The 13,379-nt window shown below is 64.6% G+C and carries 14 protein-coding genes and 2 riboswitches; of the genes, 4 read left to right on the forward strand and 10 right to left on the reverse strand.

Annotated elements, in window-relative coordinates; genetic code table 11:
* Positions 1–9: 9 nt before the first annotated feature.
* Positions 10–2,889, forward strand: coding sequence for a putative bifunctional diguanylate cyclase/phosphodiesterase (locus tag K1177_RS01195; protein WP_224701441.1), 2,880 nt, complete (start codon positions 10–12; stop codon positions 2,887–2,889).
* A 6-nt stretch (positions 2,890–2,895) separates the two neighbouring features.
* Here K1177_RS01195 and K1177_RS01200 read toward each other — a convergent pair whose 3' ends face one another.
* Positions 2,896–3,471, reverse strand: coding sequence for a YqgE/AlgH family protein (locus K1177_RS01200; RefSeq protein WP_224701443.1), 576 nt, complete (start codon positions 3,469–3,471; stop codon positions 2,896–2,898).
* 119 nt (positions 3,472–3,590) lie between these two features.
* On the opposite strand from K1177_RS01200, the gene K1177_RS01205 reads away from it, so the two are divergent.
* From K1177_RS01205 to K1177_RS01215, 3 genes are all read left to right on the forward strand, one after another.
* Positions 3,591–4,406 carry a protein-disulfide reductase DsbD domain-containing protein gene (locus tag K1177_RS01205; protein WP_224701445.1) on the forward strand — a complete coding sequence of 272 codons (816 nt, stop codon included), beginning with the start codon at positions 3,591–3,593 and terminating at the stop codon, positions 4,404–4,406.
* A gap of 122 nt (positions 4,407–4,528) precedes the next feature.
* On the forward strand, positions 4,529–5,017 hold the full coding sequence (locus K1177_RS01210) for a peroxiredoxin family protein (protein ID WP_224701448.1): 489 nt from the start codon (positions 4,529–4,531) through the stop codon (positions 5,015–5,017).
* 28 nt (positions 5,018–5,045) lie between these two features.
* Positions 5,046–5,633 (forward strand): hypothetical protein, encoded by a 588-nt coding sequence (locus K1177_RS01215; RefSeq protein ID WP_224701451.1) that lies wholly within the window; start codon positions 5,046–5,048, stop codon positions 5,631–5,633.
* Positions 5,634–5,737: 104 nt separating this feature from the next.
* Here K1177_RS01215 and gcvPB read toward each other — a convergent pair whose 3' ends face one another.
* From gcvPB to K1177_RS01260, 9 genes are all read right to left on the reverse strand, one after another.
* On the reverse strand, positions 5,738–7,285 hold the full coding sequence (gene gcvPB / locus K1177_RS01220) for an aminomethyl-transferring glycine dehydrogenase subunit GcvPB (RefSeq protein ID WP_224701453.1): 1,548 nt from the start codon (positions 7,283–7,285) through the stop codon (positions 5,738–5,740).
* Complete coding sequence (gene gcvPA / locus K1177_RS01225) at positions 7,282–8,625, reverse strand: aminomethyl-transferring glycine dehydrogenase subunit GcvPA (RefSeq protein ID WP_224701455.1); 1,344 nt, start codon at positions 8,623–8,625, stop codon at positions 7,282–7,284. Before gcvPA ends, gcvPB begins: the two co-directional genes overlap by 4 nt.
* Positions 8,626–8,634: 9 nt before the next feature.
* Positions 8,635–9,000: a glycine cleavage system protein GcvH gene (gcvH, locus tag K1177_RS01230; RefSeq protein ID WP_224701457.1), complete on the reverse strand. Its 366-nt coding sequence runs from the start codon at positions 8,998–9,000 to the stop codon at positions 8,635–8,637.
* Between the two features lie 10 nt (positions 9,001–9,010).
* Positions 9,011–10,180, reverse strand: a complete 1,170-nt coding sequence (gcvT, locus tag K1177_RS01235; protein ID WP_224701459.1) for a glycine cleavage system aminomethyltransferase GcvT — start codon at positions 10,178–10,180, stop codon at positions 9,011–9,013.
* A gap of 57 nt (positions 10,181–10,237) precedes the next feature.
* Positions 10,238–10,336, reverse strand: a riboswitch (glycine riboswitch).
* A riboswitch (glycine riboswitch) is annotated at positions 10,337–10,424 on the reverse strand.
* 177 nt (positions 10,425–10,601) lie between these two features.
* A complete protein-coding gene (locus K1177_RS01240) occupies positions 10,602–11,084 on the reverse strand; it encodes a F0F1 ATP synthase subunit B family protein (RefSeq protein ID WP_224701461.1) in 483 nt (160 codons plus the stop codon).
* A 5-nt stretch (positions 11,085–11,089) separates the two neighbouring features.
* Complete coding sequence (locus K1177_RS01245) at positions 11,090–11,719, reverse strand: F0F1 ATP synthase subunit B (RefSeq protein WP_396120126.1); 630 nt, start codon at positions 11,717–11,719, stop codon at positions 11,090–11,092.
* 97 nt (positions 11,720–11,816) lie between these two features.
* On the reverse strand, positions 11,817–12,044 hold the full coding sequence (locus tag K1177_RS01250) for a F0F1 ATP synthase subunit C (protein ID WP_035087599.1): 228 nt from the start codon (positions 12,042–12,044) through the stop codon (positions 11,817–11,819).
* 65 nt (positions 12,045–12,109) lie between these two features.
* Positions 12,110–12,886 carry a F0F1 ATP synthase subunit A gene (locus tag K1177_RS01255; RefSeq protein ID WP_224701464.1) on the reverse strand — a complete coding sequence of 259 codons (777 nt, stop codon included), beginning with the start codon at positions 12,884–12,886 and terminating at the stop codon, positions 12,110–12,112.
* A gap of 21 nt (positions 12,887–12,907) precedes the next feature.
* Positions 12,908–13,297 carry an AtpZ/AtpI family protein gene (locus K1177_RS01260; protein ID WP_224701465.1) on the reverse strand — a complete coding sequence of 130 codons (390 nt, stop codon included), beginning with the start codon at positions 13,295–13,297 and terminating at the stop codon, positions 12,908–12,910.
* Positions 13,298–13,379: the final 82 nt, after the last annotated feature.

Genomic DNA, 13,379 nt, shown 5'->3' on the forward strand with positions numbered 1-13,379 from the left:
TCGCCCTTGATGCGTTATCTACATGCACTCGCGATGTGTCTTGCGTTCGCGCTGGCCCTGCTCGCGCCAGCCGCTGCACTCGAAGTCATTTCTGTCCCCGACGACGTCAACGCCGTCAGCCTGTCCGACGTCATCCAGGTCGAACCCGGCCAGGGCGGCAAGGTGCAGCTGTCCACGGCGCCGGCAGAGGATGGAATCATCCGGCGCATCGAGGTGCTGGCGTCCGAACAGGGCACCAACCCCAGTTTCGCGCTGTTTGCGCTGCGCAATGACAGTGACCAGCAGATCGAGCGCCTGCTGGTGGCACCCTTCTTCCGCCTGCCGGGCTCGGGCATCATCCTGCCCGATCTGGGCAATGATCGCGTCGCCGCGCTGACCCCCAGCGCCGGCATTCGCCCGGTGCGTCTCGCCGATACCGAGGCCGACGTCTTCGAGGTGACGCTCGACCCCGGCGCCACGGTGACCTTTGTGGCCGAACTGCGCGGCGCCGACCTGCCCGAGCTCTATCTGTGGCAGCCCAATGCCTACCGCGACTATGTGAACTCCTTCACCCTGTTCCGCGGCGTAGTGTTGGGCGTGGCCTCGCTGGCAGCGGTGTTCCTGACCATCATGTTCGTGGTCAAGGGTCGTGGTGTCTTCCCGGCCACGGCGGCCTTCGCCTGGGCGGTGATGGCCTATCTGCTGATCGATTTCGGCGTCATGGGACGGCTGCTGGGCCTGACCGCGACTGGCGTGCAGCCGCTGCGCGCGGCGGCGGAGGCGGGCATAGCCACGACGCTGGCAGGGTTCCTCTTCATCTATCTCAACCTCCATCGCTGGCATCTGCGCTTCGTGCATCTGGCGCTGGGGCTGGCCGCGCTGTTCCTGGCGCTGTTCGGCTTTGCCTTTTTCGAGCCGTCGAGTGCAGCCACCATTGCCCGCCTCGTGCTGGCCCTGCTGGGTGTGTCCGGCCTGTTCCTGATTCTGCTGCTGGCCCTGCGCGGCTATGACCGCGCCGTGCTGCTGGTGCCCACCTGGATCATCGTCATCGCCTGGCTGTTCTATTGCTGGCTGGTGGTGTCCGGCCAGGTGTCCAACGACGTGGCCCAGCCCGCCGTCGGCGGTGGCCTGGTGCTGATTGTCATGCTGCTCGGCTTTACCGCCGTCCAGCACGCCTTCTCCGAAGGCCAGGTCAGCATCGGCACGCTGTCTGAAGTCGAACGCCGCGCCCTGGCGCTCACCGGTTCGGGCGACTTTGTGTTCGACTGGAACATCGAGCGCGACCGCGTGTCGGTCAGCGAAGAGCTGGCAACGCGCCTGGGCGAGAAGCGCGGCAGCCTGCGCGGCGCCATCAAGCGCTGGCTCGACCGCGTGCATCCAGACGACCGCGACCGCTTCCGCACGGCCTTCGACACGCTGGTGGAGCTGCGTCGCGGCAAGGTTTCCGCCGACATGCGCATCGCCAGCCACGACGGCAGCTACCGTGCCTTCCGCATGCGGGTGAAGCCCGTGCTGGGGGGCGATGGCCAGGTCAACCGCATCGTCGGCACGCTGCAGGACGTCACCGAAGACCGCGCCTCGCGCGAGCGCCTGCTGCATGACGCCGTGCATGACAGCCTCACCGGCCTGCCCAATCGCATGCTGTTCCTCGACCGGCTGGAGCGCAGCCTAGTGCGCGCCCGCATGCCGGGCGGCATCAAGCCGGCAGTGTTCCTGATCGACATCGACCGCTTCATGGAGCTCGAGGAGCGCATCGGCCATTCGGCGGCGGATTCGGTGCTGCTGGCCATTTCGCGCCGCATCGCCCGCATCATGCGGCCGCTCGACACCGTGGCCCGGGTGACCGGCGACCAGTTTGCGGTGATCCTGGCCTCCGAGCAGGCCGCAGGCAAGATCGCCGAGACGGCCGAGCAGATCCGCAAGGCGCTCAAGGCGCCGTTCAATTTCGGTGACCGCGATCTGTCGCTCACAGCCTCGATTGGCGTCACCATCTATGACAGCAATCCGGCCAGTGCCGCCGATGTGCTGCGCGACGCCGAGCTGGCGATGTATTATGCCAAGCGCCTGGGCGGCGACCGCATCGAGGCCTATCGCGCCTCGGCGCGCTCGATTGCCGCCTATAATCGCGCCAGCGAGGAAGACCTCGAACGCGGCATGAAGCAGGGCGAGCTGCATGTGCAGTTCCAGCCCGTGATGGACCTGCAGACCAATCAGATGGTCGGGGCCGAGGCGCTGATGCGCTGGATCCACCCGACGCGTGGCGTGGTCAATCCCGATGAATTCGTCGCCCTGGCCGAACGCTCCGGCCAGATCGAGCGGCTTGGTCGGCTGGCATTCGAACAGTCAGCAGCCCAGGCGCGGGACTGGATGACCACCATCGGCCTGCCGGAAGGCTTCTTCATCTCGGTCAATCTCTCGCCGACCCAACTGGCGACTGAGACACTGCTCAATGACCTGCGCAGCCTGGTCAATCAGGATCGGGCCCTGGCCCAGCATCTCAAGCTCGAGATCACCGAGAGCCAGTTGATGACCAATCCCGAGCATTCCGCCTATATGCTCGAGGCGCTGCGCAGCATGGGCCTGGGCCTGGCGCTCGATGATTTCGGCACCGGCCACTCATCGCTGAGCTATTTGCACCGCTTCCCCTTTGACACGATCAAGATTCCGCGGCCCTTCGTGAAGCTGGGCGATGGCAGCGGCATTGCCCATACGCAGGGGCCGATCATCCGGGCCGTGGTGGCGCTGGGTGCCGACCTCGACCTGATGGTCATCGCCGAGGGCGTCGAGACCACTGAGGAAGCCGACCGGCTGCGCGAGCTCAATTGCCGCTATGCCCAGGGCTATGCCTTTGGCGCGGCCATCACCGGCGCCGATTTCGGCCGCAAGCTGAGCGCCCAATTGGGTCGATAGACCCGACTAGGCGTGGCCGGCGTCCGGGCTGAGCGTGGCGCGGGTGATATTGAGGCTCGCCAGTGCCGCGTCGTAGCGACGCTCGACCGGGGTCTCGAACAGCAGCTCGCGCGAGAACGGCACCGTCAGCCAGCCATTGTCGGCCAGCTCGCCTTCCAGCTGCCCGGCGCTCCAGCCACAGCAGCCCAGCACGAACAGCGACGAGCGTGGCGCCGGCCCGAAGGCCATGGCCTTGAGGACATCCAGTGTCGCCGTCATGCTGACGCCAGGGGTCACCGTATAGGTGTTGCCGCTCTTGTAGTCGGACGAATGCAGCACGAAGCCGCGCCCCTTTTCCACCGGACCGCCCCGCATCACCACGCGCTGGCGGATGGAATCGGGCAGGCGGATGACGCTGTCGGGGTCACCCAGGTCGAGCTCGTCGAGCACATCGGCAAAGCGCAGATTGGGCAGCTCGTGATTGACCACGAGCCCCATCGCCCCTTCGTCGCTATGGCCGACGACGAGGATGACGCTTTCCTGGAAGCGCTCGTCCGCCATGTCGGGCATGGCAACGAGAAATTGGCCTTCGAGTGACTGCATAGTCCAATTCTAGGCAGACTTGCCCCGCCTGCCAAGCGCTGCCGCCCTGCCCATGCTTCACGAAGCTCTGATGGACTTGCCACTTTGCCTTCTCCCCCGCCTGGGGTAATGGCTTTGCCATGCTCAAGTCTGCGTCCGCCATCGCCGCCCTGATATTGCTGCTGGCGCCGGCCATGGCTGGTGAAACGCCATGGCAGGAAGTGGCGCCGGGGGTTCAGCTGCGCCTGATCTCGACCGGCCAGCTCAAGCCCGATGGCACGACCCTTGTGGCGCTGGAACTCGACATGCCCCAGGGCACCAAGACCTATTGGCGGGTGCCGGGCGAGACCGGCCTGCCGACCGAGCTCGACTTCTCCGCCACCCCCGACGTCACCGGCCACCAGATGCTCTGGCCCTATCCGGTACGCGAGGAACGCGATGGCTATCTCGATTATGCCTATTTCGGTGACACGGTGCTGCCGGTCGAGCTGACGCTGGAGCCTGGCGCGGAGCGCATCCAGGTCAATGCCACCATGGGCATCTGCTCGGACATCTGCGTGCCCGCACAGGCCAATTTCACCCTGACCCTGGATGACCTGGCGCCCGATCGGGCCAATGGCCTGCGCATCCGCCAGGCGCTGGCCATGGTGCCGATCGATTGGACAGATCCGCGCCAGCCGTTGGGTGATGTGGTCTATGATCCGGCCAGCGCCATGTTGTCTGTGCATGTCGGCGACGATGCCGTGGATCGCGAGTCCCTGATTGCCGCCACCTCCAGCGGCATGCCCGTGTTCGGCGCGCCGCAAATTAGCCCGGAACCCGGCGTAGTGCTCATTCCCGTGCTGGGGGACGTCGAGGGGCTCGATCTGGCCGGCCAGACCGTGCAGCTGTCGTTCACCACCGGCATGGGGGCCTTTGAACTCTCCCGCACCATCAAACCGGCGTCCGGCCAATAGAGTCGGGCACTCCGGCGCTCTAGGCCTTGTCTGGGCGGCCAAAGCCGCATATTCCCAAGGCACATGTCGAGCGCGCTGTGGCGCTGCCGCAAGGCGGGCCACCTTTTGAGGCCTATGCAAATATGATCGAACGCGGCAATCCGATACCCTCCCTGCCCACCAAGCTGGTCACCGCCGATGGCGTCAGCGACGCCACAACGGACGCGGTTCTGGGCAAGGGCCTGGTCGTGCTGTTCACCGTGCCCGGCGCCTTCACCCCCACCTGCCACGTCAATCACCTGCCAGGCTTTGTCGCCAATGAGGCCAAGCTCAAGGCTGCTGGCGTCGAGCGCATCGTCTGCGCCTCGGTCAATGACCATCACGTCATGAAGTCCTGGGCAGAGGCCTCCGGGGCCCTGGGCGTGGTCGACTTTATCGCTGATGGCAATGCCGCCCTGGCCGCCGCCATGGGGATGGATCGTGACTTTGCCCAGTTCGGCATGGGGACTCGATTTGCCCGCGCTGCCGTGCTGATCCGTGACGGTGTCGTCGATTCCGTGTTCGTCGAAGACGGCCCGGGCGTCAATGCCAGTGGAGCACCCGCCATTTTGATGGCTCTTGAAGCCGCCTAAGGCTACCTTTGCATCAGGAGACTTGCTGATGACCGATTTCGCGCCTCTGGCCTCGCGCCTGTCCGCCGCCGCCGTCATGGCCACCTTGCTGGCCGGATGCTCCATGGGGGGCATGTTTGGCGGGGGCTCGTCCACGCCATCCCCCAGCCTGCAGAACGCCACGCCCAGCCCAGCTGCCGTGGCCCAGGCGCAGACTAATGCGCTGCCCGCCATCGCCACCCAGTGCCCGCCGATCCGCGTGCGCCCCGGCGGCGAGGCCATGTTCTACTATGGCAATGGCAAGACCGGCGATCCCAAGGCGCTGCAGTACCAGGGCGTCATCGACGAGTCGACGCGCAACTGCGTGGTCTCGAACGGCCTGATCACCGTCAATATGGGTGTGGTTGGTCGCGTGCTCCTGGGCCCCCAGGGCAACCAGGCCTCGGTGACCGCGCCGATCCGCTTTGCTGTCGAGCGCGATGGCCAAGCCATCTTCTCGGAAAAATACGCCGTGCCCGTGGCGATCACGCCGCCGGCCCGCTCGGCCGAATTCGTCAAGGTCATCGAAAACATCGCCATCCCCTATCTTGGTGGCGAAGAGATCATCATCTGGGTGGGTTTCGACACCCGCGGCTGATGCTTCAAGACGAGCAGACAACAAAGGCCCGTGGATCAGTCCACGGGCCTTTTTCGTCTCTGGCCGAAAGTGACGGGCCGCCCGGGTTGCGGGCGGCCCCTCGACTACTCTGCTGCCTTGAGCGTTTCGGTCGGGCGTTCCCATTTGAGGATAGGCGAGCGGGCCGCACGGGTCTCGTCGAGGCGACGGCGCGGGGCCTTCATGGGCGCGGCGGTGAAGCGCGTGGCATTGCCGGCCTTGGCGTCGAGAGCAAGCTCTTCCATCACGTCGCAGAAGCGATCCAGCGTCTGCTTGGATTCGCTTTCGGTCGGCTCGATCAGCATGGCGCCATGCACGACCAGCGGGAAATACATGGTCATGGGGTGGAAGCCCTCGTCGATCAGCGCCTTGGCGAAATCGAGCGTGGTGACGCCAGTGCCGGTAAGGAAGCTGTCGTCAAACAGCGCCTCGTGCATGGTCGGATAATCCGGGAAGGGCACCGAGAAGACCTGGCCGAGGCGAGCCTTGATGTAGTTGGCGTTGAGCACCGCATCCTGCGCGGCCTGGGCCAGCCCGTCGCCGCCATGGCTGAGCATATAGGTCAGCGCCCGCACATACATGCCCATCTGGCCCTGGAAGGCCGTGATGCGGCCCAGGGCCTGGTCTTGCTCGTGCTCAACCAGCTCAAGCCCATTGGAGCCCTTGCGGACGAAGGGCACGGGGGCAAACGGCGCCAGCGCTGCCGACAGCACCACCGGACCCGCGCCCGGCCCGCCGCCGCCATGCGGCGTCGAGAAGGTCTTGTGGAGGTTGATGTGCATGGCGTCGATGCCGAGGTCACCCGGCCGCACCACGCCCATGATGGCGTTGAAATTGGCGCCATCGCAGTAAAAGAACGCGCCTGCGTCGTGAACGGCCTTGGCGATCTCGATGACCTGGGGTTCAAACAGGCCACAGGTATTGGGATTGGTCAGCATGATCGCCGCCACGTCAGGCGACAGGGCATCCTTGACGGCCTGGACATCGACCGTGCCGTCGCTGCGGGCCGGGATCGACTTGACGGAATAACCCAGGAAGGCCGCGGTCGCCGGATTGGTGCCATGGGCACTTTCGGGCACCAGCACGATGCGGCGATGGCTTTGGCCGGCGGCATCCTGCGCGGCCTTGATGGCCATCATGCCCAGCAGTTCGCCATGGGCACCCGCCTTGGGGGTGAGCGCCACGGCCGAGGTATTGGTCAGCGTCATCAGCCAGTGGCTGAGTTCGTTCATCAGCTTGAGCGCGCCCTGCACGGTCGAGACCGGCTGGAGAGGATGGATATCGGCAAAGCCGGGCAGGCGGGCCATCTTCTCGTTGAGGCGCGGATTGTGCTTCATCGTGCACGAGCCCAGCGGATACATGCCGCTGTCGATCGAGTGGTTGAGCCGGCTGAGGCGCACATAGTGGCGCATGGCTTCCGGCTCGGTGAGACCGGCCAGATCAAGCGCGGTCTTGCGCTCGAAGCCGCCCAGGCGGGCGTTGGTGATGGTCGCGTCCGGCAGGTCGACGCCGGAATGCTCGGTGTCGCCGATCTCGAACAGCAGCGGTTCATTGGGCAGGAGAGCCGAGCCCGAGGTGGAGGCAAAGCCCGAGGTGCCCGTGCCGGTGGGCCGGCCCTGATTGTTCATGCTCATGCGAGTTCCTCCGCCAGGGCGCTGCTCAGAGCGGCAATATCTTCGTCGGTGGTCAGTTCCGTGGCTGCCAAAACGATCAGATTGCCCACAGAGTGGTCCTTGGGCTCGAGACGGCTGACCGGGACACCGCCCAGAATGCCGCGCCTGGCCAGGCGCTCGATGAGCGCTGCTGCTGGCTGGGGCGTACGGATGGTCATTTCGTTGAAGAAGGTCTTGTTGAGCACCTCGACGCCCGGAACCGATTCCAGTGCATCGGCGAGCTTGCAGGCATTGGCATGGTTGAGCCGCGCCAGCCGGGTGAACCCGGCCTCGCCCAGCAGGGCCATGTGGATGGAGAAGGCCAGAGCGCAGAGCCCCGAATTGGTGCAGATATTGCTGGTCGCCTTCTCGCGGCGGATATGCTGCTCGCGGGTAGAGAGCGTCAGCACAAAGCCGCGCTGGCCCTCGGCATCCACGGTCTCGCCGCAGATGCGACCGGGCATCTGGCGGATGAATTCCTTGCGCGTGGCGAGGAGGCCCAGGTAGGGGCCACCGAAGTTGAGCGCATTGCCAATCGACTGGCCTTCGGCCACCACGATGTCGGCGCCCAGGGCGCCGGGGGCTTCCAGCAGGCCGAGCGAGACCACTTCGGTGATGACAACGATCAGCAGCGCGCCCTTGGCATGGGCGGCATCGGCTGCCGCCTTGATATTGCGCAGATGGCCATAGAAGTCCGGCGTCTGCACCACAATGGCCGCGGTTTGATCGTCGATATGGTCGAGGATGTCGCCCTGGCCCTCAGGCGAGGCCGAGAGGCACTCAAGATCGGCATCGTCCTTGAGATAGGCGCGGACCACGTCACGGTAGTGCGGGTGCAGCCCGCCCGAGAGCACGATCTTGTTGCGCTTGGTGAGGCGCCGCGCCATCAGCACGGCCTCGGCTGTGCCGGTCGAGCCGTCATAGAGGCTGGCATTGGCCACATCCATGCCAGTGAGCTTGGCCACCTGGGTCTGGAACTCGAACAGCATCTGCAGTGTGCCCTGCGAGATCTCGGGCTGGTAGGGCGTGTAGGCCGTCAGCCATTCCGAGCGCTGGATCAGGTGATCCACCGTTGCCGGGACATGGTGGCGATAGGCGCCGGCGCCGACAAAGAACGGGCCATCGGACCCGGCATGGTTCTGCCCGGCCAGGGCGCGCATATGCGCCTCGACGAGGAACTCGGGACTATGGGCCGGCAGGCCCAGGTCAAAACTCTTGAGCGCCTGTGCCGGCACGGCGCTGAACAGCGCATCGACATTGGGCACGCCGATGACGCCAAGCATATCGGCGCGTTCGGCCTCGGAATGGGGAAGGTAGCGCATGGGTGTCCGTTACTTTGTCAGATCGGCATAGGCCGCGTCATCGAGCAGACCATCGATCTCGCCGGCATCGGCGATGGCGATCTTGTAGATCCAGCCTTCGTTTTCCGGATCGGAGTTGATCAGGCCCGGATTGCCGGTGAGGGCGTCGTTGACTTCGGTCACCGTGCCCGCGACGGGGGCGTAGATTTCCGAGGCGGCCTTGACCGATTCAACGACCGCGGCTTCGTCGCCCTTCTTGAGCACCTTGCCCACGCTGGGCAGCTCGACAAAGACGATGTCGCCCAGCGCGTCCTGGGCATAGGGGGTGATGCCCACAATGCCGGTCGCGCCCTCGACGCGGATGTACTCATGATCGGGGGTGAACTTGGTGGTCATGGCAGCTCTCTCAACTGGCTTTGGGCTTGCGGAAATAACGATGCGGCACGAAGGGCGTTTCCACCACTTGCGCGGATTGTGAACGGCCACGCACGCTGACCTGCAGCAGCGTGCCATTGGCGGCATGGCTGGGCGGCACGAAGCCCAGGGCAATGGCCTTGCCCAGGGACGGCGCGAAACCGCCGCTGGTGACCACGCCGATGGCCGTGCCGGAGGCGTCAAGGATCTCGGCGCCTTCGCGGGCCGGGGCGCCCTCGACGATCAGGCCAACACGGACGCGGCTCAGGCCACCCTCGCGTTCGGCCAGGATACGGCTGGCACCGGGGAAGTCGGCAGCCTCGCGGCGGCGCTTGGAGACGGCAAAGCCCAGGCCCGCCTCGATGGGCGAAATGGTCTCATTGAGGTCGTGGCCATAAAGCGGCAGGCCAGCCTCGAGCCGCAGGCTGTCGCGGGCGCCCAGGCCAATCGGCTTGACGCGATCATCGGCGAGCAGGGCATCCCAGAGTGCGGTGGCATTGGCATTGGGTACGAGGATCTCGAAGCCATCTTCGCCGGTGTAGCCGGAGCGGGCGACGATGATCTTTTGACCAGCGAAATCGAAGGGGGCGTATTGCATGAAGCCGAGGTCCACGGCGCCGGGTGCGATCTGGGCCATGACATTGACCGCTTCGGGGCCCTGGAGGGCCAGCAGGGCATTGTCGCCATCGGCGCGGGTCAGCTTGGCCTTGTCGCCAGCGGCGGCCGCAATGCGGGCGAAGTCACCGTCCTTGGTGCCGGCATTGACGACGATATAGAGCGAGCCGCCAAACAGGGGCGAGCGAGCGACCATGAGGTCATCGAGTGCGCCACCGGTCTCGTTGAGCAGCAGCGTGTAGCGGATCTGACCGGACTTGAGGCCGGCGATGTCGCCGCAGATCAGCGGCTCGATGATGGCCGCAATGGCAGCGTGATCGGCCTCGGCATCGCCGCTTGGACTGTTGAGCGTCAGAAAGCTCGGGCCCATATGGCTGACATCGAACAGGCCCGCAAACTCGCGGGTCCATTTGTGCTCGGCCATGATGCCGGTTGGATATTGCACCGGCAGGTTATAGCCGCCGAAGGGAACCATGCGGCCGCCGGCGGCAATGTGCCGCTCGACCAGCGGCGTCGTCTTGAGAGTTTCGGCTGTGGACTGGGCCATCAACACTTCCCGGAAATGAACACGGTGACACGACTGCACTCGCCTCGCGGCGAATTCCGTGCCCCCTCTGTCCTGATCACCTGAGAGATTCCCGGCTGAGCGCCGGTTGCTCCTTCGGTGGGACCTGTCCATGCGACGGTCCGCTTTCCAGAGTTGCAGTGTCCTGCGGTCCTTTGGCCTGAGAGTTTCCGGGGCGGTTGCTCCTTCGGCGCTGGAGAAAACCAGTCTCTCCCGCAGTAAATTCACCATGGTGGAGAATCCGCAGGCCGTCAATTGCGCCGCGCGCATGGGGCACAGGGAAAACTGCGGAGCTGCCCGAAACAAGGGGCAGGCAAAGCCAGATGTCGCGATACGCCGCCCGGCACAAACGAAAAGGGCGGGCATTAATGCCCGCCCTCAAATCTCGTATTGGCGCAACAGCCTAGTTCAGGCGATTGCCAACGTCGGCGATGGCCTTGTCGACGACCTGACCGCCCTTGCGGTTCATTTCGTCGGTCAGCACCAGGCGAGCCGCCTCGATGGCGACGTCAGCAGAGCGGGCGCGCACTTCGGCCACGGCCTGCGATTCAGCCTGGGCGATCTTGTCTTCCACAGCCTTGGTGCGGCGGGCGATGAGATCGGCCAGCGACGCCTGGGCTTCGGTAGCAAGGCGGGTGGCCTCTTCCTGGGCAGCGGCGATGATGCCAGCGGCTTCGCCTTCGGCGGCAACGCGCTTCTGCTCATATTCGACCAGCAGCGCCGCAGCTTCTTCGCGGAGCTTCTTGGCTTCAGCCAGATCGTCGGCGATCTTCTTGATCTGGCCGTCGAGCATCTTGCCGATAATGCGCGGGATGCCGAAGTACAGCGTGATCGCGACGAAGATGACGAGGGCGACGGTCGCGTAGAATGAATTGTCCAGTTCCATCGCGCTTACTCCTTGGCCTTGGCGACTGCAGCGCGCACGCTGTCAGCCGAGACATCGCCGACCAGCTGCGACACAACGGTCTGGGCGGTCTCGGTGGCGATCTCGTCCACATGGGTGAGGGCTTCGGTCTTGGTCGCCAGGATACGCGCCTCGGCGGCGGTGACCTTGGCGGTCAGGTCGGCCTCGACGGCGCTGCGCTTGGCAGCCAGGTCCGCCTGGATCGATTCACGGGTTTCGTTGGCAATACCCTGGGCCTTGGCCTTGGCGGCAGCCAGGGCTGCCTCATAGGCCGCGATAGCCGCGTCGGTCTTCTGGCGCGAGGCATCGGCAGCGGCGAGGTCCGTGTCGATGATGGCCTTGCGGTTTTCCAGAATGCCACCGATGCGGGGCAGGGCGATCTTGCTCATCACCAGATAGAGGGCGCCAAAGGTAATGGCGAGCCACAGCAGTTGGGATGGGAATGTCGAGGGATCGAACGGCGGGAACACGCCGGACGCATGGTCACCGCCATGAGCTTCGGTCGTGGCATGGGTATCCGCGGTCGGATCGGCATGGGTAGCGTCAGCGGCAGGCGCTGCGTGGGTCGTGTCGGCCGGTGCAGCCGCTTCTTGGGCGTTGGCTTGCGTTACCATCAGGTGAGGTCCCGTTAAATCCTGTCAGCCGGCACACGCCGGAGAAGAGCACGCAGCCGGAACAGGTCCGGCTGCGGAAGAGCGTGATCGCGCGTCAGTCTTAGGCGACGAACAGCAGGATCAGGGCAACCAGGAACGAGAAGATGCCCAGAGCTTCGGTCACGGCGAAGCCGAAGATCAGGTTCGAGAACTGGCTCGGCGCAGCCGACGGGTTGCGCAGGGCGCCCGACAGGAAGTTGCCGAAGATGTTGGCCACACCAATGGCGGCACCGGCCATACCGAAACAAGCAATACCGGCACCGATGAACTTTGCGGCTTCAGCTTCCATTTTTTAGTCCTTTCAAGCGACTTTTAAGCGGGGGTTCTGGCGGAACAGCCCGCCGTGACGGGTGGTTAGTGAGACGGGTGGATCGCGTCGTTGAGATACATGCAGGTCAGGACTGCGAAGACATAGGCCTGAACCGCACCGACGAGAAATTCGAGGCCAGTAAGAGCAATGGCCATGATCAGCGGCAGCGCCGAACCAAGAATGCCGAGGAAACCCAGGCTGCTCATGGTGACGATGAAGCCGGTGAAGACTTTGAGCGTGATGTGACCGGCCAGGATATTGCCGAACAGACGCACGGAAAGCGAGATCGGGCGGCTCATGAACGAGATGAACTCGATCGGCGCCACGATGGGAAGAATATAGCCGGGAACGCCCGAGGGCACGAACAGCTTGAGGAACTTGGGGCCGTTCTTGGCGAAGCCGTAGATCACCACGGTCAGGAACACCAGCATCGACAGCGCGAAGGTGACGATGATGTGGCTGGTGACGGTGAAGAAATAGGGCACCATGCCCAGCATGTTGGCCACGAAGATGAAGGTGAACAGGCTGAACACCAGCGGGAAGAACTTCATGCCGGCGGTGCCGGCGGCACTTCGGACCATATTGGCCACAAACTCATAGACCAGCTCGCTCAGCAATTGTGCCCGCCCGGGCACGACGCTCTTGGAGCCCGTCGAGAGCACCAGATAGAGCGAGATGATCGCAACAGTGGCGACCATGAACAGGGCCGAATTGGTGAAGGCGAAATGCAGGCCCGAGCCTTCGGTGCCGTCGCCGCCCACGGTGAACAGCGAGAAAATGTCCTGAATGACAAATTGGTGGATCGGATCAGTACCGGCCAAGATTGAACCCTCTAAGCGTCATCATTTGTCATCTTCGTCTTCCCCATCCGGTCCCATGTCGGACCCCGGCGGGGGAGGCGATGCGGCATTCATTTGCGCCACCACACGGGTGACATTGAGTATTCCAGCGGCAAAGCCCACCACCAACATGATGAGCAAGAACCATGGGCTGGTCCCCAGGCCAAGATCGATGAGATAGCCGAAACCGGCCCCCACCAGAATTGCGGCGATGAACTCGGTGCCGATGCGCATGCCGCGCGCCATACCGCTCATCTCCGGGGACGCGTCTCTCGAGGCTCTGTTGTCCTCGATTGCCCGATCCCGCTTGGCAGAAGCAATACGCGATGCGAGATCGCGCGTCACTCCCTGGGCGTTGTCCGGCACACCTTTGGTCTCTTGCGGGTCAGTCATCCGCGCGCTCCCCTCGGTTGGCCGTTTTCCCGAAGTTTCGGGACGCCCTTTTAAGTCGCGCGCAACATAGTGGTGGCCCCCG

It is taken from the genome of Devosia aquimaris (assembly GCF_020169335.1).
GTDB classification, from domain to species: Bacteria; Pseudomonadota; Alphaproteobacteria; order Rhizobiales; family Devosiaceae; genus Devosia; species Devosia aquimaris.

Bases quoted from the DNA above. Each gene is read 5' to 3' on its own strand.
- K1177_RS01215 (WP_224701451.1), top strand. From the start codon at position 5,046: ATGACCGATTTCGCGCCTCTGGCCTCGCGCCTGTCCGCCGCCGCCGTC.
- gcvPA (WP_224701455.1), bottom strand. From the start codon at position 8,625: ATGCGCTACCTTCCCCATTCCGAGGCCGAACGCGCCGATATGCTTGGC.
- K1177_RS01200 (WP_224701443.1), bottom strand. From the start codon at position 3,471: ATGCAGTCACTCGAAGGCCAATTTCTCGTTGCCATGCCCGACATGGCG.
- K1177_RS01210 (WP_224701448.1), top strand. From the start codon at position 4,529: ATGATCGAACGCGGCAATCCGATACCCTCCCTGCCCACCAAGCTGGTC.
- K1177_RS01250 (WP_035087599.1), bottom strand. From the start codon at position 12,044: ATGGAAGCTGAAGCCGCAAAGTTCATCGGTGCCGGTATTGCTTGTTTC.
- K1177_RS01240 (WP_224701461.1), bottom strand. From the start codon at position 11,084: ATGGAACTGGACAATTCATTCTACGCGACCGTCGCCCTCGTCATCTTC.
- gcvT (WP_224701459.1), bottom strand. From the start codon at position 10,180: ATGGCCCAGTCCACAGCCGAAACTCTCAAGACGACGCCGCTGGTCGAG.
- K1177_RS01195 (WP_224701441.1), top strand. From the start codon at position 10: ATGCGTTATCTACATGCACTCGCGATGTGTCTTGCGTTCGCGCTGGCC.
- K1177_RS01205 (WP_224701445.1), top strand. From the start codon at position 3,591: ATGCTCAAGTCTGCGTCCGCCATCGCCGCCCTGATATTGCTGCTGGCG.
- gcvPB (WP_224701453.1), bottom strand. From the start codon at position 7,285: ATGAGCATGAACAATCAGGGCCGGCCCACCGGCACGGGCACCTCGGGC.
- gcvH (WP_224701457.1), bottom strand. From the start codon at position 9,000: ATGACCACCAAGTTCACCCCCGATCATGAGTACATCCGCGTCGAGGGC.
- K1177_RS01260 (WP_224701465.1), bottom strand. From the start codon at position 13,297: ATGACTGACCCGCAAGAGACCAAAGGTGTGCCGGACAACGCCCAGGGA.